Here is a 25,804-nt window from a genome sequence, read left to right as displayed (position 1 = left end):
CGAAGGTTTTCAATTTTTATTACTGATTTTATGTAATAGTATATTTTTTTTAAGGATATAAAAAATGATTTTTATCATGTTTATTAAAATATAACTAACTGATTTGTAGTTATTTAATGGTCAAAATGTGCTGTTTTTGTTTAATAATATTTTATATTTGTAGTGTTGTTTTATTCTAGTTTAATAGAACACTATTTTTAATCTTATAATTAATTATAACTACCATGAAAAAAGTTTTTATTTATACCGTTGCAACACTATTTTTTTGCTTTTGGGGACAGGCGCAGGATATAAAACAAGCAAAAAGTGCTATTGATGCCGAAAAATATGAAAAAGCAAAAGAAATTTTAGAAGCCATTACTGCCTCAAAGCCAACAGATGGTTATGCTAAATTTTTATTGGGTAATGTTAGTCTGTTGAAAGGGGATTACCCAGCTGCCAAAAGTCATTTTGATGCCGGTATTTTGTGTTCGACCAAAGGGAATTTTAATTATATTGGATTAGGTTATATTGCTTTGGATAAAGGAGATGTAGCTGAAGCCGAAAAATATTTTGCGTTAGCAACTCAAAATAGCAGTAAAAAAGATTTGGAAGAGATGGTATATATTGGCAAAGCCTATACATACTCAGAAAATCCGAATTACAAAAAGGCAGTTGAGATTTTGAGTAATTCTAGGTTAATTGATCCGTCGAACACAGCAGTTTTATTGGCTTTGGCAGATGCTTATAAATTCAATAAAAAACAAAATGAGTCTTATGAGTGTTACCGAACAGCTTTTAGATTAGATAACACGCTGCTGAGAGCCAAAATGGGATTGGGTTCATTAATTAAAAATGCTCATAACTTTCCTACTGCACTAATTTCTTTTAACGAAGTAATTGCCTTGGATGCCAATTATGGTCCCGTGTATCGTGAACTTGCCGAAACCCAATACCTTTGGGCATTAAATGATGCTAGGAATTACAACGATCACATTGCAAAAGGATTGGCTTATTATGAGAAATACATGTCTTTGACGGATTATTCACTGGAATCACGTATGCGTCATGCCGATTTTTTAATTCTTGCAAAAGATTACAAAGCACTTGAAGCAGAAGCTAATGAAATGAGTAAACTGGATAAAGTAAATCCAAGGATTTATCGTTATTTAGGATATTCAGCTTACCATAATGATAATTTTGAGACAGCTATAAACTCGTTAACTTCCTATGTATCGAATTCTTCGAATAGGGTGATTGGTAGGGATTATTATTATTTAGGGGCTTCAAAATTATCAAAAGCATTGACTTTGACACCTATTGATACCTTACTTATTGATAATGGAGTTTTAGATTTTAAAAAATCATTTGAATTAACTCCCGCTATTGCTGGAGAGCTTTCGGATTTGGCTAAGAAATTGTTTGAGAAAAAATTGTATTCACGAGCTGCTTCCGTTTATGAAATTGCAATTGTAAACACTGAAACTAAATCATTCTTGTTGGATAATTTCTATTTTGCGTCATCTGTGTATTGGTCTTGTAGTGGTCATGAAAATTTGAACCCACAACAAATCGAACAGTTGAAAAAAGCAGATCTCTCATTGGATACAATTATCAAAGCTTCCCCATCTACTCAGGATGCATATCTTTTTAAGGCCAGAATTCAAGTATTGCTTAAAAACGATTCTTCGGTAGCCAAAAATTATGAGGATTTCATAACAGCTGCCAATAAGAAAGATCCTGCTGAGCTTACCTCCAAAGCGATGAAATCTAAATTAGTGGAAGCTTATAACAATTTAGGGGTTATTTATGAAGTTACAGATAAGGTAAAAGCAAAAGAGGTTTTTAATAAAACATTGAGTATAGATCCTACGAATCAATATGCTATTGACCAATTAAAAGCATTGAAATGATAGTTTCATGTATTATTGGATAGTTTAAAATTGTTCTTTTTATTGAAGCTGGATCTTTGGTAAAAAAATGCTAAAAAAGCGGTACAAATGATTTTGTATCGCTTTTTTAGTGTTTTTTAATATGTGTTATAGCTTCTTGAAAACCTTTATAAGGTCGTGAATGGGTTTCAGTGAAATTTCGGTACCACTTTCTCCGTTTTCGGCATAATCAAAAGGATTATCAAGATCTTTGATTAATAAAAACATATAAGAAATCAAAAAAGTTACAAGTAGTGTGAAAAATAGGGCTACGAAAAAAGGTTCTATTTTAATGATAATCAGCGACAGCGCAATCAAAAATCCCATAGCTTCCAAAATTGCATAAGCCGAACCGATAAAGTTGGTTTCCCTAATAGTATCAATTCGCAATACCATTTTACGAATATTGTTTTGCTCATTCTTAATTCTGAGGAGATATCCCACTTGTATGCCTTCGTTGTCTAATTCGATAATGTAATCATTCATTTGGCTTATTTTTTCCACCATGAATGCGGTTGTTTCTTTTTTGTAAAACCAGTCCATCAAAAAGTTTGTGAATGTTTTTTGGAAGACTATAAATTCAAATGCTTTTTGTGAATTCTTGCCTTTGTAAATGGTATAAGCATCATCATACAATGATTTTATGGATGCCGAGAGTTCGCTTGGCAATTTTTCACTTTCCTTATAATCCGAAAGAACTCCACTAATAAGAAAACCGATAAGGAAAATGGTTCCTGCTATTAAACTGGTAAAAAGAGCGTTCAATTCGAGTACTTCCAATTCAAAATGATGGGATAAAAACTTAAGCAATGCTACAAAAAGTATTACGGGAATAATTCTAAAGGCAATAGACCATTTTTGCCATATTTTATTGGATTTTGTTTTAATTTTTTTCTTTATTTCCATTTAATTTTCTAGGTTATTGTAAGTATTTGAGGGTGGCAAATTTCGGTGATTTTTGCAAAATTTTCAAATTTTATGTTCTCTTTATTTAGAGATTTGAGACATGATTTTTAGAATCAAAATGCGTAAAAATTATAATAAAAAAAACCTGCTCGATACTTTGAACAGGTTTTTAGAATATTTAAAAAAAGTAAATTAACTTTAAGAAAGTTTAAATTCACTTATATCATTTTTAGATAGATGTCACAATGGTAATGAAATCTTTTGCATTTAATGCAGCACCACCAATAAGACCTCCATCTACATCTGGTTTAGAAAAGATTTCTTTTGCATTGTCCGGTTTTACACTTCCACCGTAAAGGATGGAAACGTCTTCAGCTACATCGCTTCCGAAAGCTTTGCGAACTGTTTCTCTAATGAATTCATGCATATCTTGTGCTTGTTCTGGAGAAGCAGTTTCACCTGTTCCAATAGCCCAAACTGGCTCATAAGCCAATACAATTTTTTCCCAATTTTTGGCTTCAATGTGGAATAAACCATCTCTCAATTGGTTTTCAACAATATTGAAGTGGTTTCCAGATTGACGATCTTTTAATTCTTCACCAAAACAGAAAATTACAGTCATATCGTGTTTTAAGGCTGTATCTACTTTGCTTGCAATTAAAGCATCAGTTTCATGAAAAATAGCTCTACGCTCTGAGTGACCTAAAATTACGGTATTCACGCCTACACTTTTTAGCATATCAGCAGATATTTCACCTGTAAAAGCACCACTTTCTGCTTGGTGTAAGTTTTGTGCGGCAACAGATATATTGGAGTGTGTTAAGTTTTCTACAGCCGAAGCCAAGTTCACAAATGTTGGGGCAACAATTACTTGTGCAGCAGTTTCAGCTGGAATTTGCGTCAATAGTTCATTCAATAATTCTTTTGTTTGTGCTGCATTTTTATGCATTTTCCAGTTTCCTGCAACAATCTTCTTTCTCATTTTTGTAGTATTTATGTTTTTTAATTAATTCTTATTGTAACTGTTTTAAAGTTGCGTTTATTTTATCAAAGTCAGTTTCTATGGCGCGATAAACAACAATTTTTCCGGTTTTGTCAATAATGATGTATCTCGGAATCCAATCCAAATCAATTGCCGTTCCAAAAACACCTTTCATACCGTCGTTTGCCATAAAATGCAATCCGTTTAGTTGGTGTTTTTCAATACCTGCTTTCCATTTTTCGGGAGTTTTGTCCATTGACATAAACACATACGATACGTTTGGATTGTTAGCTTGAAGTTCTTTTAGTTTTGGCATTGCTTTTACACAATCACCACACCAAGATGCCCAAAATTCTATTACGGTTGTTTTACCTTTTTGGTTTTTCAGGATATCTTTAAATTTAATTTGGCTTCCGTCTGTAGCTAATAAAGTTTCGGAAAGTGCTTTTTTGGAAAATTCAGTTTTCTGAGCTTGAGTGCAGGAAAAAGATGCAAAAGCAATAAGTAATAAGGCAATTTTTTTCATATGAAGTTAATACTTGTTTTTATTGGAATATGGAATCACTATTCTTCATTCCTTTTGGTATTATAGCGATTCCATTTAAATTAAGTTTTCACAAAGTTAACCAAAGAATTGTATATTAAGTAAGCTGATTTTATAATTTTATGATAAAAAACTACCAAATTATCTACAATATCGTTATAGTTGATGTTTTTTTAGTTCTTGATTTCAACTCATAACGGCAAGCAAAAAAAAACCTTGCATGAGAATGATATTCCTGCAAGGTTTATGTTATAGAAAAAAGGAAATTAGAAAACTAAATCTTCCGTATCGTTGTAATGTACTTTTTGTTTTACAGTTCCTTTTTCAAGAATCACAAAACTTGGATTGGCTCTTTCAATGGTTTTTAATGGAATGGCATCACAGAAATAAAAATCAAAAGTGATTCCATATTGTTTTTTTATTTTTTCAATTTGTTCGGGTGTCGAAGCTGTCATACCAATTACTTTATATCCTTTTGCGGAAGCTTTTTTGTTGATTTGTTCGATCTTGGCAAGACCATCGGTATTGGCAAGAGCCAAATCATAGGCAACAACCATCAATAATTTTGGTTCCTGCAATAGCTCTTCTTTATAATCGGATCCATCTTTTTCCATTACAAAATCATGAATAGGAGGAACGTAACCTTCGCTAATTATTTTGTCTTTTCTGTCGACAAAAGTGGCGCCAGCTGGAATGTTGGCCAAATCTTTCTCGGTAAATTCTTTGTCCACACCATTTACTTTGTAGATGAAAATCATTTCCACTACCGATTTTGGTGCGCCTTCTGGAATTTCCATTCCTTTCTGGATATTATTACCTACTTTGAAAGCTCGGAAATCTTTTAAAGGCAAGTGATTGATGACCCAATATCCCATAAAACAGCATAGAAGAACTGTTAATATTGAAAGACTATTCTGTGCTTTATTTGAAAAAAGAGGTTTTACCAATTTCATATTGATAAACAGAATCAAAATGAAAAATAATAAAACAACATCTTTAGTAAACGATTGCCAAGGAGTAAGATGCAAAGCATCACCAAAACATCCGCAGTCTTTTACCACATCAAAATAAGCAGAATAGAAGGTCAGGAAAGTGAATTTTACTATCAAAAGCAATAAAAGCCAAATCGTCCATTTTGATTTGTAACCAATGAGCAACATAACACCTAAAACTACTTCCAAGATTACTATAAATAGGGCTATTGCCAAGGAAAAAGGAACGAAAAACGGCATATTGAAAACCGGTTCGCTAAAATATTCCGCTAGTTTATAGGAGAAACCTACAGGATCGTTCAGCTTGATTAATCCTGAAATTATAAATAGGATTCCAACGAAAATTCGAGAGAATTGTGTGATGATGTTTTTCATTTTTGGGGATTTGTTTTTTAATAATACTCTTTTAGAAACTTTATTTGAAGCTCAGAAATTTTATTTTTTGTTCATCAAAATCAAAGCAAAAATGGAATAATTAATCATGTCCTGATAATTAGCATCAATTCCTTCAGAGACGATAGTTTTTCCTTTGTTGTCTTCAATTTGTTTTACACGAAGTAGTTTTTGCAAAATCAAATCTGTAAGTGAACTTACACGCATATCACGCCAGGCTTCTCCATAATCGTGATTTTTGTTTTCCATCAATTCCTTGGTCAAAGCTACTTTGGCATCGTATAATTGAGTTGCTCTTTCGGTTTCTAAATCGGGTTGATCAACTACACCCAATTCCAATTGAATTAAAGCCATAATCGAATAATTGATGATACCGATGAATTCTCCAGTTTCGTCTTCATCGACTTTACGGACATCATTTTCTTGCAAGCTTCTTATTCTTTGGGCTTTTATGAAAATTTGATCGGTTAGGGAAGGAAGTCTCAAAATGCGCCAGGCACTACCATAATCTTTCATTTTATTGATAAAAAGTGTGCGGCAAATGGCAATCACCTTGTCATATTCTTGTGAAGTATTCTTCATTATTGATGTATATTTGTATAAAATTGCACCAAAAATAAGAAAAATAAAGTTTAAATGTTTAAATGTTTTATAGGTTTAAGAGTTGCTGGGGAGTCTAGTTCAATTTTAAACAATTTTAAACAACTTTAAACTGTCTTAAACTTTTAAACTAAAAATAAATGAACTGTAAAGGGCAACTTATTGACTTGTCGACGCCAAAAGTGATGGGGATTTTGAATATAACTCCCAACTCTTTTTTTGACGGTGGAAAGTATAAAAATGAAAACGAACTTCTGGAAAGGGTTGAAAAAATGCTCTACGAAGGAGCTGATTTTATTGATGTTGGAGCGTATTCTAGTAAACCTAATGCTGAGTTTGTTTCTGAGGAAGAAGAGATTTCGAGGATAATTCCTGTTGTAAATTTGCTTCAAAAACAATTTCCGGAGATTATATTGTCAATTGATACTTTTCGGGCTGGAGTAGCAAAGATTTGCATTGAAAATGGCGCTGCAATCATCAATGATATTTCGGCCGGTAAATTGGATGACAAAATGCTGCAAACCATTGCTAAATTCCAAGTTCCATATATTATGATGCATATGAAGGGAACGCCACAAACAATGCAGGAACATACGCAATACGAGGATATAATTAAGGAAATGCTCTTCTATTTTTCGGAACGAATTGCTGCAGCGAGAGCACTTGGAATAAATGATTTAATCGTGGATCCCGGTTTTGGTTTTGCTAAAACATTGGAGCAAAATTATGGCGTTATGCAAAAACTGGAATTGTTTCAAATGCTGGAGTTGCCTTTGTTAGTTGGGATTTCTAGAAAATCTATGATTTATAAAACATTGGAGACAAACGCCGAAATGGCACTAAACGGCACCACGGTTTTGAATACGATTTCGTTAACCAAAGGAGCAAAAATACTTCGGGTTCATGATGTGAAAGAAGCGGTTGAATGTATTCGTTTATTTAGTAAATTGAGTTAATAATGATAAAATATTTATTTGGAATTGTACTATTGCTGTGTATTTCTTGTGGAAACAAAGAAGATATTTTGTTGCCAAAAGCAGATCGAACTGTAGTTAAAGATGTTGTGGATTTATCGCCTATTTATATTTTTTTTAGAATAAAAGGGAAAGATACTTTGGCAGAAGTGAACAGGAAAAATAGCATTGGTACAACCAATTGGGTTTTGAATATTGACAAGCGTTTACCGTTGCGGCTGGTAATTCCAGAAGTGATGAAAATGCAGGAAAAAAAACGGGGAGACAGCGCTCATAAAAATGAAACTGCCGAAAACTATTATTCGTATGCAGATTCGATTGGCAAGAATCTGGCGTTTATTCCTTTTACGAAAGTGTATTATAAAATGGAAAAGCCTAAAAATGGAGTGATTGTTTTTTTTGATAAGAACAATAAAATATTAGTTAATAGCAAAGAGATTGCTAAAAATGATTTGGAAAATCATATTAAAAATAACTCTTCAAATAATGATGTTTACTACTGCTTTGACAAAAACATGAATTTTGGCACGTATGTCAATCTGAAAATTTTTGTAAAAAGTATCGAGTGGAAATTTATCTCGAACCATGAATTTGCTTACTAACATCTGTAACTGTAACTACTGATGATGATACGGTTCGTTTCTTAAAATGGTAAATCCGCGATACAATTGCTCGATAAAAAACAAACGCACCATCTGATGTGAAAATGTCATTAGTGAAAGTGATATTTTACCATTTGCCTTGGCATAAACTGTGTCTGAAAAACCGTAAGGACCACCAATGACAAAAACCAATGTTTTTACACCCGAGTTCATCTTCTTCTGCAATTCGGTTGAAAAGTCAACACTGGAAAAAGTTTTTCCATTCTCATCCAATAAAATGAGCTGGTCAGTTGGAGTGATTTTAGATAAAATAAGTTCACCTTCCTTTTCTTTTTGCTGGCTTTCCGATAAGTTTTTTACGTTTTTGATATCTGGAATAATTTCCAAATCAAACTTGATATAAAAAGACAATCGTTTAGTATAATCGTCAATTAAGGTTTGTAATGATTTATTGTCGGTTTTGCCTATGGCGATAAGTTTGATGTTCATCTTTATTCTATTTCAAAGATGCAAAGTTACAAAAGGACTTTCTTTTTCTTGGTGTAAAATAAAGGTTTATGGTATAATTCCTGAGCAAGTTTACATCAAAGGCCTTGTTGAATCCTATGGTATTTAATTTTTTTTATTTTTTGGTTAAATGACTTGGATATCATAATGTTTTATCTATTTTTGTCAAAAATAACATAATATCTATGGATTTAGTGGGATTAATAATTGCAGGATTAGTGGTTGGTTTTATTGTTGGGATGACAGGCGTGGGAGGAGGGTCTTTAATGACTCCCATATTATTGTGGTTTGGGATACCTCCTTCGACTGCGGTTGGTACCGATTTGTTATATGCCGCTATTACAAAATCAGGTGGTGTTTTTGTTCATAACAAGAAAAAAAATATTAATTGGACAATAACAGGGTGGTTAACTTTGGGTAGTGTTCCGGCTGCTTTATTGACTTTATGGATTCTTCATAGTTTGAAAACAGATCTTGAAGTTTTGAATAAGGTTATAAAGTATAGTTTGGGATGGGCATTGCTGTTTACTTCGGTAGCGATTATATTCAAAAAGAAATTGTTGGTTTTTTCGCAAAAACATGCTGGAGATAAATTCCATAGTGAGAGTAGAACTCAAAATTTATTGACGGTTGCTATAGGTGTGATGTTGGGTGCGACAGTTACACTTACTTCTATTGGTGCTGGAGCCTTGGGGACAGTAACTTTATTTTTTCTATATCCGCTTTTGCCAACCCCAAAGTTGGTGGGAACGGAGATTGCACACGCAGTACCTCTGACGCTTGTTGCCGGATTAGGACATGCTTCGATGGGAAATTTAGATTTAAATATATTGGGATATTTATTATTGGGATCGTTGCCTGGTATATATTTAGGTAGTATGTTGAGTGGAAAACTTCCTGATTTATTGCTTAGAAATGCAATTGCTATGATGCTATTTTATGTTGGTTTTAAATTGGTTGCCTAATTACTTTTTGACTTTATCGACAACAGAAAGATTAAAACAAACATTGGTTTATAAAAATACCGCAGATATGCAGATTATAGAAAATATTGTTTTTCATAATCTGCGTATCTGCGGTTTGTTTTTTATTATTTTTAGGGTATAAAATTTAGAACTATATAAAATGAAAAAGCTATTGATTTTTACAGTGATGTTGTTAGCTTTTGGAAACAGTAAAGCTCAAAAAGTATTTTCGGTGGATTATGAAAATCAGGCCGATGTGAAAATTTATGTTGTTAAATATGAAAACCAGGCAGATCTGAAAGTATTCAAAGTAAAGTATGAAAATCAGGCAGGCGATAATGATGGAAAATGGTTTTTTACCGAATATGCCAATCAGTCAAAAAAGAAAGTGTTTTTTGTGGATTATGAAAATCAAGCTGATTTAAAAATTTTCTTTGTTGACTATGAAAATCAAGCAGGTTGGAATACAGCATCTAAGAAATGGTTGTTGTATTGATCAGCCACATTTTTTAGCACGAGTGTAAACAATTTTGTTTATATTTGTATTGTGAAATCGTAGTTTTATTTAATAGAAACAAATAGGAATTTCAGATGAAAACGCTAGATATTATAAAAGGAGTTCATCCCGGTAAAATTGTAGAAAGGGAATTGAAAAAAAGAGGCATTAACAAAAGACAATTTGCGCTTTTGGTTGATGAGCATCCTCAAACTTTGGGTGCCATTATAAAAGGGACTAGGAGAATGAATGTTGATTTGTCACTTAAAATAGAAAAGGAATTGGAAATGGAAGAGGGTTTCTTGATGACTCTTCAGGTTTTCTATGATATTAAGGAAGCGAAGAGAGACCGAAATTACAAACCTGACTTGTCAAAATTGAGAAAAGGTGTGTTTTGGGATACTACTTTTGATAAAATTGATTGGAAATTGATGAAAATCGCAGTTGTAAGAAGAGTTTTTGCATATGGCACTAAAACCGAACAGGACGAAATTATTCGGTTTTACGGAAAAGAAGAAGTTGATAGAATTAATTTGAAATATCCTGAAAAGTTAACACGTTAATTATGTATTGGAATACAGTTTCTCCATTGCTAGAAAGAGTTTTAATTGATTTGATGACAGAAGAATTATTTTCTCCTTTCCGATTAGTTGGAGGAACGGCTTTAAGTTTGCAAATTGGTCATAGAGAATCAGTAGATATTGATTTGTTTACAGATGCTGATTATGGTTCGATTGATTTTAAGGAGATAAGAAGTTTTCTTGAAAGCAAATATCCTTATTGTAGTTCTAGAAATCTTGAGAATGTTTCGTTTGGAACTTTTTTTGAAGTAGGAAATTCAAAAGATGATTTTGTAAAAGTGGATTTGTATTATACCGATGAATTTATTTTTGATGAGCTTATTGTTGGAAATATAAGAATAGCTACTGAATACGAAATTATTGCAATGAAATTGGATGTTGTTTTGAATGGCGGAAGGAAAAAAGATTTTTGGGATTTGCATTATTATTTGGAAAAAGTAAGCATTGATGAAATGATTAGTCTCTATGAAAAGCGCTATCCTTATATTGATTGTTCGAATATGAAAAGTCAGTTTGTGAATTTTGAATTGGCTGACGCTGATTTTGATCCGTTATGTTTATTGGGTAAATCTTGGGATATTATAAAATTGGATTTTCTGGAGAAAATATAATTTCTTGTCATATATTAATGATCTTAGGACTGCAAGAGGGATAGCGCCAAATTACCGAAGTAATGGCAATAGCCCGACCGCATTGGGGAAAGGGGACGAATAAGCATGTGCTGAATTTGGCCCCTTTTCCTAATGTGGTCTTGCCCACACGAGCCATAGCGAACTGACTCGATAAATGATTTTTAAAATGTCAGTTTGTCATATTCTTTTATGCCAATTGTAATGAAAACTGACAATTTACTCGGTTTTTTATATTGGCATAAAGATTGCCTTAGAGTCTTCGAGCCGTTAAAATAAGTATACAATAAAAATTAAATATATTAAAAATGGGTAAAATAATCGGAATTGATTTAGGTACAACAAACTCTTGTGTTTCTGTAATGGAAGGTAATGAAGCAGTAGTAATCCCTAATGCTGAAGGAAAAAGAACAACACCATCTATCATCGCTTTTGTTGAAGGTGGAGAAATTAAAGTGGGTGATCCTGCGAAAAGACAAGCAGTAACTAACCCAACTAAGACTATTGCTTCTATCAAACGTTTTATGGGACATTCTTTTGCTGAAATCACTGAAGAAGCAAAAAGAGTTCCTTATTCTGTAGTTAAAGGTGACAACAATACTCCACGTGTGGATATTGACGGTCGTTTGTACACTGCACAAGAATTGTCAGCTATGACACTTCAAAAAATGAAAAAAACTGCTGAAGACTATTTAGGTCAAACAGTTACTGAAGCAGTTATTACTGTTCCTGCTTACTTTAATGATGCACAACGTCAAGCTACAAAAGAAGCTGGTGAGATTGCAGGTCTTAAAGTTATGCGTATCATCAACGAACCAACTGCAGCTGCTTTGGCTTACGGTTTGGATAAAAAAGGAACTGATCAAAAAATTGCTGTTTACGATTTAGGTGGAGGTACTTTTGATATCTCTGTTCTTGAATTAGGAGACGGAGTTTTCGAAGTATTGTCTACTGATGGAGACACTCACTTAGGAGGAGATGATTTTGACCACGAAATTATTGACTGGTTAGCTGACGAATTTAAAGCTGAAGAAGGTATTGATTTGCGTTTGGATCCAATGTCATTACAACGTATCAAAGAAGCTGCTGAGAAAGCTAAAATTGAATTGTCATCTTCTGCTGAAACTGAAATTAACTTACCATACGTAACTGCTACAGCTTCAGGACCAAAACACTTAGTTAAAAAATTAACTAGAGCTCAATTTGAAAAATTGACTGACTCTTTGGTAAAACGTTCTATGGCACCAGTTGCTAAAGCGTTGAAAAATGCAAATTTAACAGTAAACGATATTGACGAAGTTATCTTGGTAGGAGGTTCTACTCGTATCCCAAGAATCGTTGAAGAGGTTGAAAAATTCTTTGGTAAAAAAGCGTCTAAAGGAGTTAACCCTGATGAAGTTGTTGCAATTGGAGCAGCTATTCAAGGTGGAGTTCTTTCTGGAGATGTAAAAGATGTATTGTTACTTGACGTTACACCTTTATCTTTAGGTATCGAAACTATGGGTGGTGTTATGACTACATTAATCGAAGCTAACACAACTATCCCAACTAAAAAATCTCAAGTATTCTCTACTGCTTCTGATTCTCAACCATCTGTTGAGCTTCACGTATTGCAAGGAGCTAGAGCAATGGCTGCTGATAACAAAACTATAGGTCGTTTCCACTTAGATGGTATTCCACCAGCACCAAGAGGAGTTCCTCAAATCGAAGTTGCTTTTGACATCGATGCTAATGGTATCATCAAAGTAACTGCTACTGACAAAGGAACAGGTAAATCTCACGACATTCGTATCGAAGCCTCTTCTGGATTGACTTCTGAAGAAATCGAAAGAATGAAACAAGATGCTGAAGCTAACGCTGAGTCTGACAAAATCGCAAGAGAAAGAGCTGAAAAATTGAACGAAGCAGACGGAATGATCTTCCAAACTGAGTCTCAATTGAAAGAACTTGGAGCTAAATTGTCTGATGATAATAAAGTAGCTATCGAGTATGCATTGACTGAATTGAGAATGGCTCACCAATCTCAAGACATTCCTGCAATTCAAACTGCTCTTGACAACATCAATGCAGCTTGGAAAACAGCTACTGAAGCAATGTACGCTCAAGGAGAACAAGGTCAAGCTGCTGCTGAGCCACAAGCTCAAGCACAAGGAGACAATGTTGAAGACGTTGAATTCGAAGAAGTAAAATAATTATTTCGTAAAGATGGACAACAGTGCATCTTTATAGTATAATAAATGAAAGAGAGGCTGTCCAGAAGGGCAGCCTTTTTTTTGTTTATAAATCAAGTGGCAATTTTGATATCAAATTGAAGAATTGAAATTATCGTTTTTAGGGATATCTCGATAATAGTAAAAAGGATATAATTATAGCTGAATTGTTGTTATAAATTGATAATTCAGAATGTAATACTGAGAAATTGTATTAAGGAGTTTTCTTCTTAGTTCGGAACAAAATATTATAGAAAATAGGATTGCAGGGATGAGATTTCTTTGCGTATTCGGATAAAATCTTCATGTCCTTGTTACATTTGAAGTACAATCAGGTTTCAATGAAAAACCAAACTATTAATACATAAAAAAGCCGCTTTGTCATTCAGGGACAATAGCGGCTTTTTAAACAAATAAAAACTAAAAAGGTTATAAATATTTAGAAGCAGTAAGCATTTTCAGCAACCAATTTTGAGGTAATTGTTTCCCTCAAACCAACCACATTTGGCATATTCGTATATTTAGTGTAACGACGTAATCCCATTAACATCATACGTTGTTCGTCACCTTCAGCGAAAGAAATAATGCTTTCTTTTCCTTTTTGGGTAATGATATCAACTGCTTGGTACAAGTACAATTGTGCCATTGCGATTTGTTCTTTGATTTTGTCAGCACCGTTTGTTTTGGCTAATTTTTCGGTTCTTAAGATCGTACTTTCAGCCATATAGATTTCGATTAAGATATCTGAGGCAGCCATCAATAATTGTTGGTGAGCATCTAAGTCTGGACCGTATTTTTGAACGGCTCCACCAGCAACCATTAAGAACGCTTTTTTCAATTTACCGATCATTTCTTTTTCCTCAGCAAACAATTCAGAATAGTCAGGAGTTTCAAAAGATGGAATTCCCATTAATTCTTCTTGTACTTTAGAAGCAGGTCCTAGTAAATCAACGTGCCCTTTCATCGCTTTTTTGATTAACATACCAACAGATAACATTCTGTTGATTTCGTTTGTTCCCTCGTAGATACGAGCAATACGAGCATCTCTCCAAGCACTTTCCATAGGAGTGTCTTCTGAGAATCCCATACCTCCAAAGATTTGAATTCCTTCGTCTGCACAGTTCTGAACGTCTTCAGAAACAGCTACTTTCAAGATAGAACACTCGATAGCATATTCTTCAACACCTTTCAATTCTGACTCTTGGTGAGAAGCACCAGCAGCTTCACGCTCGGTAATACGATCTTCAATATCTTTTGCAGCACGGTAAGAAGCACTTTCTCCAGCGTAGCAAGAAGTCGCCATTTCGGCCAATTTAGAACGGATAGCTCCAAACTGCGAAATTGCAGTGTTAAACTGGATTCTTTCATTAGAATAGTTAACCGCTCCAGTGATTACTCTACGTTGAGCGTCCAAACAAGCTGCTGCCAATTTGATACGACCTACGTTCAAGGCATTCATTGCGATTTTGAAACCATTTCCTCTTTCAGACAACATATTTTCAACAGGAACTTTAGTCTCGTTGAAGAAAACCTGACGAGTAGAAGATGCACGAATACCTAATTTATGCTCTTCTTCATTCATTGAGATTCCATTGTCAGGAGTGTTCTCTACGATAAATCCAGTGATGTTTTTGTCGTCACCAATTCTTGCGAATACGATGAAAACTGAACAGAAACCTGCATTCGAAATCCACATTTTTTGTCCAGTGATTGAATATGTTTTTCCGTCTTCTGATAAAACAGCTTTAGTTTTTCCAGAGTTAGCATCAGAACCAGCACCCGGTTCAGTTAAGCAATACGCTCCAAACCATTCTCCCGAAGCTAATTTAGGTACGTATTTTTGTTTTTGCTCCTCAGTTCCGTATAATGTGATTGGCATTGTTCCAATTCCAGTGTGCGCTCCAAAAGCAGTTGAGAATGAACCCGTTGCTCCCGAAATATAATCACATACCAAAACAGTATTTACAAATCCCATTCCCATTCCGCCATAAGCTTCAGGTACAGCTACGCTTAAGAAACCAAGATCTCCTGCTTTTTTCATACACTCTTGCGTATAGCCATAATCTTTTTTCTCAAAACGATCTTTGTGTGCCCACAATTCTTTATCAACGAACTCTTTTACAGAGTCACGCATCATTAATTGCTCTTCATTGAAATCTTCTGGTGTGAAGATATCTTCACATTTTGTTTCTTTTACGATGAATTGACCACCTCTTGTTTTATCGCTCATTTTTTTATTTTTTTTAGTAATAGACTTTTTAAATTACATTAATTCGTAGATCCCTGCTGAACCTTGTCCAGTTCCCACACACATAGAAACAATTCCGTATTTGCTTCCTCTGCGTTTCATCTCGTCGAATAATTGAACAGATAATTTGGCTCCGGTACAACCTAGAGGGTGACCCAAGGCAATAGCTCCACCATTCACATTGATGATATCAGGATTTAAGTTTAGCTCGCGAGTAACTGCTAATGCTTGTGAAGCAAAAGCTTCGTTCAATTCAATTAAATCGATATCATTTAGAGTCAATCCCGCTTGTTTCAACGCTTTTGGAATCGCTTTTACAGGTCCAATTCCCATAATTCTTGGTTCTACACCTGCAGAGGCGAAGTTTACCAAACGAGCGATAGGTTGAAGGTTTAATTCTTTTACCATTTCTTCACTCATAACCAGTACAAAAGCAGCACCATCACTCATTTGTGAAGAGTTACCAGCTGTTACACTTCCATCAGCAGCAAAAACAGCTCTAAGACCTGCCAATGCTTCTAAAGAAGTTCCAGCTCTTGGACCTTCGTCTTTGTTTACCACATATGATTTGGTTTCTTTTTTACCATTTTCATTGATAAAAGTCTGTTCAACTGTGATAGGCACAATTTGTTTGTCAAATTTACCTTCAGCTTGAGCTTTCAAAGCTTTATTGTGCGATTGAAATGCAAATTCATCTTGATCAGCGCGAGATATGTTGAATTGTTTTGCTACCGCTTCCGATGTCAATCCCATTCCCCAGTAGTAATCCTCGTGTCCCGCTTTTGCAACAGCATAATCCGGAGTAGGTTTGTAACCTCCCATTGGAATAAAACTCATACTTTCAGCTCCACCGGCAATGATGCAATGTGCCATTCCAGATTGGATTTTAGCAGTTGCCATTCCAATTGTTTCCAATCCCGAAGCGCAATATCTGTTTACGGTAACTCCGGGTACGTCATCTACTTTTAATCCCATCAAAGAGATTAAACGTCCTACGTTCAAACCTTGTTCTGCTTCCGGCATGGCGTTTCCTACCATAACGTCATCAATACGTGTTTTGTCAAAATCAGGCAACTCATTCATCATGTATTGAATGGTTTCTGCAGCCAACTCATCAGGTCTTTTAAATCTAAAAACTCCTTTTGGTGCTTTTCCTACCGCAGTACGATAAGCTTTAACTATATATGCTGTTTTCATTTCTTAGTTTCTTAGAGGTTTCCCTTTGGTTAACATAAATTGAATTCTCTCCAATGTTTTTCTTTCGGTACAAAGTGACAAGAAAGCTTCGCGCTCGATGTCTAATAAATATTGCTCAGATACCAAAGTGTGCTCAGATAAATCACCACCAGCCATAACATAAGCCAGTTTGTTTGCAATTTTCAAATCGTGCTCTGAGATGTATTTGCCGGCAACCATTTGATTAGTTCCTACTAAGAACATTCCCAATGCTTGTTTACCCAAAACTTTTACATCTGTTCTGCGGATAGGTTGAGTATAACCGGCTTCTGCCATTAATAAAGCGTGTTTCTTGGCTTCGGCAATTTGACGGTCTTTGTTCACCACCACAATATCTTTTCCGTGTTGTAGAAGTCCAGTGTCAAAAGCTTCGTAAGCCGAAGTAGATACTTTTGCCATAGCGATAGTCATGAAATATTCTTGTAAAACGTTCAATTCCACATCGTTTTTACGGAATAGATCGGATGCACGCATGGCCAATTCTTTGGAACCTCCACCGCCAGGAATTACCCCAACACCAAATTCAACTAATCCCATATAGGTTTCAGCAGCAGCAACCACTTTGTCAGCATGTAAGCTCATTTCGCAACCACCACCAAAAGTCATTCCGTGAGGAGCAACTACTACTGGGATTCCAGAATAACGCACACGCATCATGGTGTCTTGGAACATTTTGATAGCCATATTCAATTCGTCATATTCTTGCTCCACCGCCATCATGAATATCATTCCGATATTGGCACCAACAGAGAAATTCGCTGCTTGGTTTCCTATAACTAAACCTTGGTATTCTTTTTCGGATAAATCTATCGCTTTATTGATCGCAGCTAAAACATCACCACCAATTGTATTCATTTTGGATTGGAATTCTAAGTTCAAGATTCCGTCTCCTAAATCTTGGATGATAGCACCACTATTGCTCCAAACTTTTTTGCTTTCGCGAATGTTGTTTAGGATGATGAATGCATCTTGTCCTGGAACTTTAGTTTGCGATTTTGTTGGAATATTATAGAAATAAGTTGCTCCTTCTTTAATAGTATAAAAACTAGTGCTTCCTGAAGCTAACATTTCAGTAACCCAAGCTGCAGGCTCAAGACCTTCGGCTTTCATTATTTCGATTCCATTTTGAACACCAATGGCATCCCAAATTTCGAATGGACCATTTTCCCATCCAAAACCAGCTTTCATGGCGTCGTCTATTTTGTATAATTCATCAGAGATTTCAGGAATACGGTTAGAAACGTAAGCAAACATTCCAGAGAAACTTTTTCTGTAGAATTCACCCGCTTTATCTTTTCCTTTAACTAAAACCTTAAATCTGTTGATTGGTTTGTCAATTGTTTTTGTTAATTCCAAAGTAGCAAAAGAAGCTCTTTTGGCAGGACGGTATTCAAGAGTATCCAAGTCCAAAGAAAGAATGTCTTTGTCTACTTTTTTGTAGAAACCTTGACCTGTTTTACTTCCGTACCATTTGTTTTCCATCATTTTATTTACAAATTCTGGAAGTTTGAACAATTCGTGTTGTTCGTCTGTAGGACAGTTTTCGTAGATTCCGTTGGCAACATGTACCAAAGTATCCAATCCAACAACATCTACAGTTCTGAAAGTAGCCGATTTTGGACGACCAATAACGGGTCCTGTCAATTTATCTACCTCTTCAATAGTCAATCCCAATTCTTTTACCAAGTGGAATAAACTTTGGATTCCGTAAATACCGATACGGTTTCCGATAAATGCTGGAGTGTCTTTGGCAACAACCGAAGTTTTACCCAAGTATTTCTCTCCGTATATTGTTAAGAAATCCAAAACCTCAGAAGAAGTTTGCGGACCAGGAATAATTTCGAATAATTTTAAGTAACGCGCAGGGTTAAAAAAGTGAGTACCGCAGAAATGCTTTTGGAAATCTTCACTACGTCCTTCGCTCATAAAATGAATTGGAATACCAGAAGTGTTCGAAGTAACTAAAGTTCCCGGTTTTCTGAATTTTTCAATTTGCTCAAAAACCATTTTCTTGATATCCAAACGCTCCACAACCACTTCGATGATCCAATCTACATTGGCAATCTTAGCCATATCGTCCGTTGTGTTTCCAGTTGTGATTCGGCTTGCGAATTTTTGGCTGTAAATAGGAGAGGGCTTCGATTTTAGGGAGTTAGCCAAATGTTCGTTTACCACACGGTTGCGAACAATTTTACTCTCAAGTGTAAGCCCTTTTTTGGCTTCGGCATCCGTCAATTCTCTTGGCACAATGTCCAAAAGCAAGACTTCGACTCCAATGTTGGCAAAATGACAAGCAATTCCTGAACCCATAATCCCGGATCCAATTACTGCAACTTTTTTAATGGTTCGATTCATCGTTACTGTTTTCTTGTTGATTAAATATGTTTTTATTCTGAATTAGTTCGTTGATAATTTCTGCGACTTCTATGAAATTGTTTATCTTCTCTTCTGAGACATGTTGTCTTACAGATTCATTAAATTTCAAAACAGTATTCTTAGAAAGCTCTCTTTTTTCTTTCCCAAAATCGGTTAGGTAAATCAAAACCCCTCTTCCGTCTTCTGGATTTTTCTTTCGGGTGATTAGCCCTTTTTCTTCCATCGATTTTAGGGTTCTGGTCAAGCTCGTAGCTTCCATTCCCATTCTTGGCCCTAATGCCGTTGACGGTGTTCCTGTTTCTCTGTCAATACTTAATAGTGCAAATCCAGTGGCCATTGTAGCGTCATATTTATGAGCTTCTTCGTTGTACATTCTGGATACGGCTTGCCAAGTTGCTCTTAGGATATAATCTATTGTTTTGTTTTTCATATTTTACTATATCGATTTCAAATGTAATAAAAAAAATACTATGCATGCATAATAAAATTCGTTTTTTTTAATTTTTTTATAAATATAGATAAAAAACTCCTTTGAAATAAGGACTTTAGAAAATATTATGCATGCGCAGTATATTCTTATTTTAACAAGAATGATGTTTTTTTTATTTTTAAAAAGAACACTATCCGAAGTTCATTTTATCTGTTTTTATTATAATTTTTTGGAGCAGAAAGATTTGGGTTTTTCAGGAAACATTGTCCCGCTTTCCGTTTCAATATTATGTGCCGAACCCCGGCACATAATGATTTTCACTGTAATCGGGGCTAAAGGGGAAATTTTTGCTTTTAAAGCTTTAATATTTTAAAAATCTTCAATGCATAAAAAAAATGGCACACGGATGGCACGGAAAAAGCGGATTTTACACAGATTTCAAATCAACTTTTATCGCGCTAAATAAAAAATCCGTACTAATCTGTTGTATCTGTATAATCCGTGGCCAATTAGAATGTTTGGAAAAATAGGCAAGGGTACTAGCTTCGGATAGTCATATTATTTTCTTACTTTTCAAAAAAAAATACAGATCATGAAGTTTATATCAAACCGAACTATAATCCTAAAGTCTCTTATTGCCGCATTAGTGATTTTGGGAATCAAAAATTTTATTTTCAAAAACCTATCTCTGTATGGGCAGGATTTTCATGACTTGATAGAACTGTCCGATATTACAATAATTTTCACTGGGGCGTTTTTTGTATTTGGGTTATTATTGGCAGCTACGATGACCGATTTTAAAGAAAGCGAAAAGATTCCTGGGGAAGTAGCTTCAAATTTGGAAGCCATCAAAGATTGGATTTACTTGGCTTTTAGAGCGCCAAGAACCGGAGCTTCCGATTTGTGCAAAGAAGAATTGAACAGCGCTTTTTTGCGACAAGAAATGATTACGATAACCGATGGTATTATTTCATGGATTTATTCCAGTGGTAAAGATTCTACCGTTATTTTTCCATTAATTCGGAAATCAAATGAAATTGCCTATTATTTTGCCGAAAGAGGAGTTGATAAAGAAGCCATAAAAGGCATACAGGAAAATACCAATGCGATGCGAAAGCAGCTCACGCGTGCCTATTCGATTTCGAGAAATAATTTTATCAAACCAGCATATACCTTGCTCCAAAGCATTTTGTTTATAGTGATGTCGCTTTTACTGATTACCAAATTCAAAAGCCCATCTGCTGATTATTTGGTTACCTCTGCCATTACGTTTTTATTTTGCTATTTGTATTTATTGATTAGCGGTCTGGACGATCCTTTTGATATTTTTAATGGAGATACCAATGTCGATTTAAAACCTATCGATCGATTTAAGCAACGATTGGTTTCGGATTTTTTGGTTTGAAAATGTAAAATTTTTATCAGATAAAAGTAGATAGATTGGTTAGGATTATGAATATTAATTTTGAATTATAGATTTTTAAAGAAAAATGATTGTGAGAAGATTTATATTATTTAATAGATTTAGTATATTTTTGTTCAGTAAATAAAAAATAAGATGGCAGCAGCAGACCAAATAAAATCCTTGATTAAGTCTTTTGGAGATGACGATGAAAGTCGATTCTTTTCAATTGCTTTGCAAATTGCTGCTACTGAAGCCAAGCAAGGGCATACTACATTTGCTCAAGAATTAAAGAAATTAATAGACCAAGCAAAAAAAGAAAGGTCTGTAAATGTAATTCAGCAAAAAGCTCTTCCATTAAATTTACCAAAAAGAGAATTACAAGAATTAATTGAAGTTTTTCAACCTAAAATTAATTTAAGTAACATGGTATTAGATGAAAATATAAAGAAAACACTTTACAAAGTTATTAAAGAGCAAGAAAAGTGGCAGATTTTAAAATCTCATAATTTAGAACCAAAGCGTAAATTATTATTGACGGGTGCTCCTGGAACAGGAAAGACGATGACTGCTCAAGCAATTGCTGGTGAATTAGGGATTACTGTTTTCATAATAAGATTAGATGGATTAATGTCTAAATATTTAGGAGAATCTATAGCTAAACTTAGATTGATTTTTGATGCTATGAATGACCAAAGAGCAGTTTATCTTTTTGATGAATTTGATTCTATAGGTTCACATAGGAGTCAAAATCAAGATGTTGGGGAAATAAAAAGAGTTTTGAATTCATTCTTAATAAATATTGAAAAGGATCAAAGTAATAGCATTATAATTGCTGCAACTAATTTGCCTGAATCATTAGATAAAGCCCTTTTTAGAAGATTTGACGAAATCTTAGAATATCCTTTACCAGACGAAAACCACATAATTGAAATAATCAAAAAACATACAAAAGCATATTCTTTTTCTACAAAAGTTGATTATAAAATCCTTTCAAAATTAGCTTTAGGTCTAAATTATTCTGAAATTGTTAGAATATGCAATGATACTATTAAAGAAATGATTTTGAATGATTTAAATAAATTAGAATTGGCAACATTGAAAAATTTATTAAAGTTGAGAAATGTTGTAAATGAAAAATAAATCACATATTAAATTTGAAGGAAACACTACTACAGATATTTTTAAAACAACCGTACTAGGAAGAGGTAGCAAATATATTGAAAAGCCCAATGACAGGTATATTCATGGGAATAATTTGCTTCAAAAAATAAATGAAATCAAAAACTTTTTTGATAATTCAGAAACCAACCCTTCTCTAATAAAAGATGATTCTGTTTATATTGAATTTACTTCAGATTGGGGTTATAAATTGTCTTTTGATTCTTTCGATAAAAGTGGTTTTCAATTATTAAACATTAATGAAGAGACAAGATTAATTGAAAGTATAGAAGAGTATAAATATTCTTTAGTTGTTTTAGCTAATGAAGGTGACGTTTCTAATTTTATAAAAAAAATTGAAGTTTATTTAAATGAAAATTTCATTAAAACAGATAAACTAACAAAAGAAAAAATTGATACAGGTGAGCCTAAAAATAAAAAGTTACTTAACAATATTAACGATTTAAAAATTGCTACGCTAAAATCTTTTTGGGTTGATGGTTTATATTATCCATTTCCAAACGAGAATGAAAATATTTGGTGGGAAGTATGGTTTCGTAAGTCGGACGATTACATTGCAAAATTAAAGAGTGTTTATAATAATTTAGAGATTATTGGTTGTCAAATTGGTCAATCACAAATTGAATTAGCAGAGTATATTGTTAAGGTTATAAAAGGGACTTCAGAGCAACTTTCGAATTCATTATTACTACTTGATAATTTAGCAGAGTTAAGACATCCACAAGAAGTTGCAAACTTTATAGAATCTTTTGAAGATAAAAGAGAATGGTTAAACGATTTAAAAGAAAGAACTGAAAATAATTTTGATGACAATAGCGTATTAATCTGCTTATTAGATACTGGAATAAATAATAAGCATCCATTATTAGAAAACTTTGTTTTTGATAATAATTTACATTCATATAATGAATCTTGGGGGTTTCAAGATAGTTATCCTAATGGAGGTCATGGAACTGGGGTCGCAGGTTTAGCATTATATGGGGATTTAACAGATGTATTAAGTTCTTCAGAAAATATTCAAATTTATCATGGTTTAGAGTCGTTTAAAATATTTAATAATATTCAAGAAGATGAAAAATTTGATGCTCCAAAATTTGAAAATGCAGTTAGTATTCCATCAATCAATAAACCAAATAATTTAAGAGTTTATTGTTTAACTATTTTGAGAAATAATGTTTTTAAAGGGAGACCTTCTTCGAGTTCAGCTATTATTGATAAAATTTGTTTTGGTAAAGAATTAGGACAGCAATTATTTATTGTAAGTGGAGGTAATGTTGAGATAAATAAGCATGAAGAATATCCGTTTTTAAATGAAACAGAATGTATTAATGATCCAGCGCAAGCCTATAATGCACTTACGATAGGTACTTATACAAGAAAAGATAAAATAGACATTTCAACTGGCTATAAACCATTAGCTGAAAATGGCGCTATGTCTCCAAGTAATTCAACCTCACTTTTATTTGATAATAGTTGGCCAAATAAACCTGATTTAGTTTTTGAAGGAGGAAATAGATCTACAGATGGAATTCTAACTTCAGACCATTCGGAATTAAGACTTTTGACAACTGATGCAGATTTTGCAAATGATATTTTTATATCTTTTGGAGACACTAGTGGAGCTGCTGCTTTAGCATCAAAAATGGCGGCTGAATTAAGAACAATGTATCCACATTATTGGGTAGAGACCATACGAGGTTTAATGGTTCATTCTGCTGATTGGACTGATGCAATGAAAAGAAATGCAAAGGATAAAAGAAATCTTTTGAGAACTGTTGGTTATGGTGTACCAAGTATTCAAAAAGCAAAGTTTAGTGTTGAAAATTCACTGACTTTAATTGCGGAAAGAGAAATTCAGCCTTATAAAAATGAAAAATCAAAAGGACAATATAATAAATACCATTTGTTTAATCTTCCTTGGCCTAAAGAAGCTTTAAAAAGCTTAGAGGATAAATCCGTAAAATTGATAGTTACATTATCATATTATGTTGAACCCAATCCGGGTAGTAGGAGATTAGCAACTCATTATTCTTATCATTCTCATCAATTAGATTTTGAATTAATAAAAAGATATGAAACTCTGGCAGAGTTTCAAAAAAGAATATCAAAACCTGAAGATGAAACAGATGATACCAAACCAAAAAGAGATGGTGTAAAATGGGATCTAGGAACTAAAGTTGGTTCGAAAGGATCAATTAGAAAAGATTTTATTACAATAACTGGGATTGAAATGTCTGAAAGAAATATTCTAGCTGTTTTTCCTAAAAATGGTTGGTACAAGAATTTAAAAAGACAAAATAAATTTAACGAAGTAGTTCGTTATAGTTTAATTGTTAGTTTAGAGACTGAAGAAAATGATATTGATTTATATACCCCAGTAATGAATCAATTGGCTATCCCTTTATAATGTAAATGACTATCCGAAATCTCAATACCTAATATTTCTTTCGATAAAAAAGAGAATTTAAAGTTTATAAAAAATCAAAAGCGTCCCAATTCAGGACGCTTTTATATTTCTACCATCTTTCAAATCATTCACCCTTTCTTAAATTCCCCGCTATCCACATCTCTCAAAAACTGAATCACGCCTTTAAAATAATTTTTCTGGTCGTCGTATTGTGAAAGGTGGCTTCCGTTCGGGCAAAACAAAAAGCGTCCGTTTTGTACTTCGTGGGACATCCATTCCATGTGTTTGGGATCCATAGTATCGTATTTGGCACCAATAACCAAAGTTGGAACGGTAATCGTTTTAAGTCGGGCAGTTACATCCCAATCTTTTAAAGTGGCATCTCCCGTAATTCCAAATTCACTTGGGCCTTGCATGTACACATACACATTCGGGTTCATGTGCTTGAAAGCTCTGTTTATGGATTCCGGCCATTGGTCAACAGGCATTCTCAGAATGTGTTCGGTATAATAATATTTAAACAGCAGTTCGGTGTATTTTGGATTGGTGTAATCCTTGTTTTTTTCAAATGTTTTGATTTGGTCAAAAACGGCTTTTGGGAGTTTTGGTCCAAGAACTTCTTCGGCATATTTGTTGTAAGCAGGTGCACTGGCCATCATATTGGAAATAATCAGTCCTTTGAGATTCTTTTGGTATTTCAAGGCGTATTCCATAGCCAGGATTCCACCCCAGGATTGTCCCAAAACATAAAAATTGGTATTGTCACAACCGAGTGCTTTTCGAACCTGTTCCACTTCTTCCACAAATCGTTCATTTGTCCACAGACTATTGTCGTTCGGCTGATCGCTGTAATAGGAACCCAATTGATCATAGTAGATGTATTCAATGCTTTCGTTCGGGAAATAGCCGTCAAATGACTCATACAGTTCATGGGTGAGACCTGGGCCTCCGTGAAGTAATAATACTTTGATAGTTGGATTGTTTCCCACGGTTTTTGTCCAAACTTTGAAAGTCCCTTTTGGAGTGGTGATAGGAATCATTTTGATACCGCCCGTAAATTGGTCATCCCTTTTGGAAAAATCAAGGTAATTGGCTTTAACACTATCTTCGGTTTTTTCTTTACAGCCCACAATAAAAAATAGGCTGATGAAAAGCATGGTGTAGATTTTGATTCTCATAAGTTTATATTATTTGTTTTTAATAGATTATGGCAGTTATCACGCAATGTTTTT

Annotated in this window: 22 protein-coding genes; 11 read left to right on the top strand and 11 right to left on the bottom strand. The window is 34.0% G+C overall.

The genetic code is table 11. The features are described 5' to 3' along the window. Nucleotides 1-224 precede the first annotated feature (224 nt). Complete coding sequence (locus tag B0E44_RS01690) at nucleotides 225-1,892, top strand: lipopolysaccharide assembly protein LapB (protein ID WP_077370468.1); 1,668 nt, start codon at nucleotides 225-227, stop codon at nucleotides 1,890-1,892. 126 nt (nucleotides 1,893-2,018) lie between these two features. On the opposite strand, the gene B0E44_RS01685 is transcribed toward B0E44_RS01690, so the two are convergent. The 5 genes from B0E44_RS01685 to B0E44_RS01665 form a co-directional block, all read right to left on the bottom strand. Beyond that, nucleotides 2,019-2,816, bottom strand: a complete 798-nt coding sequence (locus B0E44_RS01685; protein WP_077370467.1) for a hypothetical protein — start codon at nucleotides 2,814-2,816, stop codon at nucleotides 2,019-2,021. Between the two features lie 229 nt (nucleotides 2,817-3,045). Beyond that, the gene (tpiA, locus tag B0E44_RS01680) at nucleotides 3,046-3,798 is read right to left on the bottom strand and encodes a triose-phosphate isomerase (RefSeq protein ID WP_077370466.1); all 753 of its coding nucleotides are present in this window, start codon (nucleotides 3,796-3,798) and stop codon (nucleotides 3,046-3,048) included. 31 nt (nucleotides 3,799-3,829) lie between these two features. Continuing rightward, the gene (locus B0E44_RS01675; protein WP_077370465.1) at nucleotides 3,830-4,324 is read right to left on the bottom strand and encodes a TlpA disulfide reductase family protein; all 495 of its coding nucleotides are present in this window, start codon (nucleotides 4,322-4,324) and stop codon (nucleotides 3,830-3,832) included. A 284-nt stretch (nucleotides 4,325-4,608) separates the two neighbouring features. Further along, nucleotides 4,609-5,709 carry a BT_3928 family protein gene (locus tag B0E44_RS01670; protein WP_077370464.1) on the bottom strand — a complete coding sequence of 367 codons (1,101 nt, stop codon included), beginning with the start codon at nucleotides 5,707-5,709 and terminating at the stop codon, nucleotides 4,609-4,611. A 60-nt stretch (nucleotides 5,710-5,769) separates the two neighbouring features. Continuing rightward, the gene (locus B0E44_RS01665; protein ID WP_077370463.1) at nucleotides 5,770-6,309 is read right to left on the bottom strand and encodes a DUF1599 domain-containing protein; all 540 of its coding nucleotides are present in this window, start codon (nucleotides 6,307-6,309) and stop codon (nucleotides 5,770-5,772) included. 158 nt (nucleotides 6,310-6,467) lie between these two features. Between B0E44_RS01665 and folP the strand changes: the two genes are divergently transcribed. Together folP and B0E44_RS01655 are read left to right on the top strand one after the other, a co-directional pair. Continuing rightward, the gene (folP, locus tag B0E44_RS01660) at nucleotides 6,468-7,283 is read left to right on the top strand and encodes a dihydropteroate synthase (RefSeq protein WP_254423228.1); all 816 of its coding nucleotides are present in this window, start codon (nucleotides 6,468-6,470) and stop codon (nucleotides 7,281-7,283) included. 2 nt (nucleotides 7,284-7,285) lie between these two features. Continuing rightward, nucleotides 7,286-7,903, top strand: a complete 618-nt coding sequence (locus B0E44_RS01655; protein ID WP_174565120.1) for a hypothetical protein — start codon at nucleotides 7,286-7,288, stop codon at nucleotides 7,901-7,903. Nucleotides 7,904-7,918: 15 nt separating this feature from the next. On the opposite strand, the gene rlmH is transcribed toward B0E44_RS01655, so the two are convergent. Continuing rightward, nucleotides 7,919-8,392 carry a 23S rRNA (pseudouridine(1915)-N(3))-methyltransferase RlmH gene (rlmH, locus tag B0E44_RS01650; RefSeq protein ID WP_077370462.1) on the bottom strand — a complete coding sequence of 158 codons (474 nt, stop codon included), beginning with the start codon at nucleotides 8,390-8,392 and terminating at the stop codon, nucleotides 7,919-7,921. A 203-nt stretch (nucleotides 8,393-8,595) separates the two neighbouring features. Between rlmH and B0E44_RS01645 the strand changes: the two genes are divergently transcribed. From B0E44_RS01645 to dnaK, 5 genes are all read left to right on the top strand, one after another. Beyond that, nucleotides 8,596-9,375 (top strand): sulfite exporter TauE/SafE family protein, encoded by a 780-nt coding sequence (locus tag B0E44_RS01645; RefSeq protein ID WP_077370461.1) that lies wholly within the window; start codon nucleotides 8,596-8,598, stop codon nucleotides 9,373-9,375. A gap of 160 nt (nucleotides 9,376-9,535) precedes the next feature. Beyond that, complete coding sequence (locus tag B0E44_RS01640) at nucleotides 9,536-9,871, top strand: DUF6150 family protein (RefSeq protein ID WP_077370460.1); 336 nt, start codon at nucleotides 9,536-9,538, stop codon at nucleotides 9,869-9,871. A gap of 95 nt (nucleotides 9,872-9,966) precedes the next feature. Continuing rightward, nucleotides 9,967-10,434 carry a helix-turn-helix domain-containing protein gene (locus B0E44_RS01635; protein WP_077370459.1) on the top strand — a complete coding sequence of 156 codons (468 nt, stop codon included), beginning with the start codon at nucleotides 9,967-9,969 and terminating at the stop codon, nucleotides 10,432-10,434. Nucleotides 10,435-10,436: 2 nt separating this feature from the next. Further along, nucleotides 10,437-11,063 (top strand): nucleotidyl transferase AbiEii/AbiGii toxin family protein, encoded by a 627-nt coding sequence (locus tag B0E44_RS01630; protein WP_077370458.1) that lies wholly within the window; start codon nucleotides 10,437-10,439, stop codon nucleotides 11,061-11,063. Nucleotides 11,064-11,389: 326 nt separating this feature from the next. Next, on the top strand, nucleotides 11,390-13,273 hold the full coding sequence (gene dnaK, locus B0E44_RS01625; protein ID WP_077370457.1) for a molecular chaperone DnaK: 1,884 nt from the start codon (nucleotides 11,390-11,392) through the stop codon (nucleotides 13,271-13,273). Between the two features lie 457 nt (nucleotides 13,274-13,730). On the opposite strand, the gene B0E44_RS01620 is transcribed toward dnaK, so the two are convergent. Genes B0E44_RS01620 through B0E44_RS01605 form a run of 4 tightly spaced genes read right to left on the bottom strand, consistent with a single transcriptional unit; the run spans nucleotide 13,731 to nucleotide 19,581 of the window. Beyond that, nucleotides 13,731-15,521: an acyl-CoA dehydrogenase family protein gene (locus B0E44_RS01620; RefSeq protein ID WP_077370456.1), complete on the bottom strand. Its 1,791-nt coding sequence runs from the start codon at nucleotides 15,519-15,521 to the stop codon at nucleotides 13,731-13,733. A gap of 33 nt (nucleotides 15,522-15,554) precedes the next feature. Beyond that, on the bottom strand, nucleotides 15,555-16,736 hold the full coding sequence (locus B0E44_RS01615) for an acetyl-CoA C-acyltransferase (protein ID WP_077370455.1): 1,182 nt from the start codon (nucleotides 16,734-16,736) through the stop codon (nucleotides 15,555-15,557). 3 nt (nucleotides 16,737-16,739) lie between these two features. Then, complete coding sequence (locus tag B0E44_RS01610) at nucleotides 16,740-19,130, bottom strand: 3-hydroxyacyl-CoA dehydrogenase/enoyl-CoA hydratase family protein (RefSeq protein ID WP_077370454.1); 2,391 nt, start codon at nucleotides 19,128-19,130, stop codon at nucleotides 16,740-16,742. Further along, nucleotides 19,114-19,581, bottom strand: coding sequence for a MarR family winged helix-turn-helix transcriptional regulator (locus tag B0E44_RS01605; RefSeq protein ID WP_077370453.1), 468 nt, complete (start codon nucleotides 19,579-19,581; stop codon nucleotides 19,114-19,116). The genes B0E44_RS01610 and B0E44_RS01605 overlap by 17 nt, the downstream gene beginning before the upstream one ends. 592 nt (nucleotides 19,582-20,173) lie before the next feature. Between B0E44_RS01605 and B0E44_RS01595 the strand changes: the two genes are divergently transcribed. From B0E44_RS01595 to B0E44_RS01585, 3 genes are all read left to right on the top strand, one after another. Further along, the gene (locus B0E44_RS01595; protein ID WP_077370451.1) at nucleotides 20,174-20,986 is read left to right on the top strand and encodes a hypothetical protein; all 813 of its coding nucleotides are present in this window, start codon (nucleotides 20,174-20,176) and stop codon (nucleotides 20,984-20,986) included. 153 nt (nucleotides 20,987-21,139) lie between these two features. Then, entirely contained in the window at nucleotides 21,140-22,126 is a 987-nt protein-coding gene (locus tag B0E44_RS01590) for an AAA family ATPase (RefSeq protein WP_077370450.1), read from the top strand. After that, nucleotides 22,116-24,572: a S8 family peptidase gene (locus tag B0E44_RS01585; RefSeq protein ID WP_077370449.1), complete on the top strand. Its 2,457-nt coding sequence runs from the start codon at nucleotides 22,116-22,118 to the stop codon at nucleotides 24,570-24,572. The genes B0E44_RS01590 and B0E44_RS01585 overlap by 11 nt, the downstream gene beginning before the upstream one ends. Before the next feature lie 128 nt (nucleotides 24,573-24,700). Here the strand turns inward: B0E44_RS01585 and B0E44_RS01580 are convergent, their stop codons facing one another. Beyond that, complete coding sequence (locus tag B0E44_RS01580; protein WP_124019259.1) at nucleotides 24,701-25,750, bottom strand: proline iminopeptidase-family hydrolase; 1,050 nt, start codon at nucleotides 25,748-25,750, stop codon at nucleotides 24,701-24,703. Nucleotides 25,751-25,804 lie beyond the last annotated feature (54 nt).

The organism is Flavobacterium sp. A45 (assembly GCF_002001005.1).
In the GTDB taxonomy this organism is placed as follows: Bacteria; Bacteroidota; Bacteroidia; order Flavobacteriales; family Flavobacteriaceae; genus Flavobacterium.
The sequence above is the reverse complement of the archived record's forward strand: the minus strand, read 5'-3'. Positions and strand labels throughout refer to the sequence as shown.